We start from the raw sequence: 2,822 nt of genomic DNA, 5'->3' as shown, positions 1-2,822 counted from the left end.
CTGTAGTGCAGACTTTTCACGACGAGTTGGGGGGATTTCGCATGACCGATCTCTCGGTGCAAACCGAAGAAGTCGCCGCGTTCGCGGCGACCAATGGCGGGGTGGCGGCACAGGTCGCCGCGGCGGGCAATATCGACCTGGTTGCCAGCGTGTCGGCGGCGACGCCGGTGTTCGGCCTCATCGGCGCCGACTACCTGGCGATGTTCGCGGCCGCGCAAGCGTTGCAGGCCAAGGACATCAACGACCTGTCGGCGAAGTTCAGCTCGCTCTCCGACGCGGCCTTCAAGTCGTCGGTGACCTTCGAGACGACCGATATCGACAATGCCGCCCAACTCGCCCGTCAGGCCGCCGGCCTGTGAAGCCGCTGAGTTCGGACGCGGGCGTCATCGCTCCCGATGCCGCGATGGCCGCCGCCGATGCCGCGACGGCGTCGGTGATGGGTGCGGTACCCCTCGATTCGCAGGCGATCCTGGACGTCCCGCTCATGCAGGTGCCCGAGGATGTGGCGACCGACGAGGAAGCGGTCTTCACCCTCGCGCAGAAGATCACCGACGAAGCCCAGAACGGCAGCATGTCGCCCGCCGGACTGGGTGGGCTCGGCGGCCTCGGCACCGGCGTAGAGCCCCAGGACATCCTGTCCGGCGTCGCGGACGACGCGTCGTCCGCGCTGAGCGGCTTGCAGGGGACGGTCGCTCAGGTCGCCGCGCCCGCGTCGGCCGCCGCGCTGACCGCGTTCGACCAGGCCAAGTCCGCACTCACCGGCACCTCGGGTGCTGGCGCGTCGAGCACCGCCGGCGCGAGCACGTCGGCCGCCGCGACGACCCTGACCGAAGATCCGGTCGCCGCGCTGATGAGCGGCCTGTCGCTGCCCGCACTGCCCGGCATCGACACCCTTTTCCAGCCGTTCCTCGATCTGCTCAGCAGCTTCGGTACCGGCGTTTTCGGCTCGCTGGACCCGACCTCGATCCTGAGCAGTTCCTCGGCGGTCATCGAGCAGGCGATGACTCTGGCCCAAGGCGGCGTGAAGACCGTTCAGCAGGTGTGGGAGGGGCAGTCCGCCGACGCGGCGACCACCGCCAGCCAGCAGGCGCAGACACAGGGGCAGGACACCAGCCAGCGCGGCATCGATATCTCGGCGCTCACCCAGCAGGCCGCTGCCGTCGTCCAGACCGGCAACGCCCAGCTCACCACGATCGCCACCACCTTCGCGGCCCAGGCCACCGCGCTCGCGCCGACGATCATGCTGCCGCCGACCCAGGCCACCCTGATCGGCTTGGCCACTTCGCATCTCGGTGAGGCGGTGTCGGTCGTCAACGTCACCCGTGGGCAGTTGATGGGGTACACCGGCGAGCTCAGCGGCGTCGTCGGGCAGCTGGCCAGCCAGAGCGGCCTGCCCTCGCCCGAGGAAGTTCTCTCCGCGGCTTCGGAGAACATCGGCGAACCGCTGCTCACCCAGGCGGAGGAGGCTCTGACCGGCGGCGGCGATTCGTCTACCACCGCCGCGAGCACCACCGCGGGTACCACTACACCCGGCTCGACTTCACCGTCGAGTGTCGGTACCGGTGGCAGCGGCGGTGGATCCGGCGCCTCGCTCGGCGCGCTCGGTACCGCGCGCGGCGGCGCCGGCGGCTCGGCGGGCAGCACCGGCGGCACCCCGAGCTCGGGCACTCCGAAGTCCACCGCGGCCGTGCCGGGTGCGGCGGTTCCGGCGTCGGGCCGGCCGATCAGCACGGTGATGGGCTCCGGCACCACCACGGCCGCCGGTACCAGCGGTACCTCCGGCATGATGGGCGGTGGTGGCGCGGGAGCGGGTGCGGGCCGTGGCAACAACGAGGAAGAACACGGTCGTACCGTGCAGCCCTACCAGAGCCGCACCGGCAACGACGATCTCACCGGTCCGCTGGGCGAATCCACGCCCGACGTGATCGGTGCCGTCCACGAGGACGAACGCGAAGCGGACGCGACCGCGGATCGGTTCTGACCGGCAAGGGGCTCGCCGGTGAAAACCGGCGAGCCCCTTACGGTTCGGTGTCGAACGATCAGCTCTTGAAGGCGTCGACCAGCTTCTTGTAGAGGTCGGTGAAGCGCTTGCGCGCGGCCTTCTGCTCCGGGTTGAGGCCATCGGACGCATCGGGGGAGTAGATCACCAGGTGCGCTTCGTCGGCCGGGTCGTCGGGCATCAGGTCGATGATCTGGGTGCCGCGGTTGTCGCCCGCCGGCATCCCGAAGTCGGTGTCCTTCAGCGCGTTGATCTCCTCGCGCGCGGCCTCGATCACGTCGGCGGCAACCTTTCCGGTCACCTGCTTGGGTGCGGTCTCGGGTTTACGGTCCTTGCTCACCGCGTCGGGCATGTGCACGGCCTTGCCGTCGGCGAACACCTGCAGGACCGGACGCAGGTCGGTGCGCTGCGACCAGCCGTCGGGGATCGTGGTCAGGCTCACCAACGGTAGTGGCGCCGGATCGGCATGGGCGAGTGCGCTCGCGCCGCTCAGGGCGAGAGCGCAGACGAGCAGTCCGGTCATGGTCGGGCGCATGGGTTCCCCTCGATCGAAAGACAGTGCGTGGGTATCGCGTTCGAGGCGTCAGCGTATCCCGGGCGGGTTGTCGAGGTCACGCGCGGAATAGGTGTCGCACGCCTGCACCGACCCGGTCCGGTAGCCGGTGAGGAACCACTTCTGCCGCTGTTCGGAGGATCCGTGGGTCCACGACTCGGGATTGACACCCCGACCGGCCGAGCGCTGGATACGGTCGTCGCCCACGGCATTGGCGGCCGACAGCGCATCGCGAATGTCATTGTCGGACAGGGGCTTCAGGAAGGGTTG

General features: G+C 69.4%; 4 protein-coding genes. 2 read left to right on the top strand and 2 right to left on the bottom strand.

Going from position 1 to position 2,822, the window contains the following annotated elements:
* Together ACFWF3_RS30990 and ACFWF3_RS30985 are read left to right on the top strand one after the other, a co-directional pair.
* Positions 1-359 (top strand): type VII secretion target (locus tag ACFWF3_RS30990; RefSeq protein WP_379317262.1); only part of this gene is annotated, 359 nt, incomplete at its 5' end.
* Positions 356-1,981 (top strand): hypothetical protein, encoded by a 1,626-nt coding sequence (locus tag ACFWF3_RS30985; protein WP_379317260.1) that lies wholly within the window; start codon positions 356-358, stop codon positions 1,979-1,981. The genes ACFWF3_RS30990 and ACFWF3_RS30985, both read left to right, overlap by 4 nt.
* A gap of 58 nt (positions 1,982-2,039) precedes the next feature.
* Here ACFWF3_RS30985 and ACFWF3_RS30980 read toward each other — a convergent pair whose 3' ends face one another.
* Positions 2,040-2,534 (bottom strand): hypothetical protein, encoded by a 495-nt coding sequence (locus ACFWF3_RS30980; protein WP_378989005.1) that lies wholly within the window; start codon positions 2,532-2,534, stop codon positions 2,040-2,042.
* A gap of 48 nt (positions 2,535-2,582) precedes the next feature.
* A partial coding sequence (locus ACFWF3_RS30975) for a neutral zinc metallopeptidase (protein WP_379317258.1) occupies positions 2,583-2,822 on the bottom strand: 240 nt, incomplete at its 5' end.

It is taken from the genome of Nocardia sp. NPDC060220 (assembly GCF_042727815.1).
Lineage (GTDB): Bacteria > Actinomycetota > Actinomycetes > Mycobacteriales > Mycobacteriaceae > Nocardia.
Note: the sequence above shows the minus strand (reverse complement) of the source record. Positions and strands in the feature narration are given on the sequence as shown.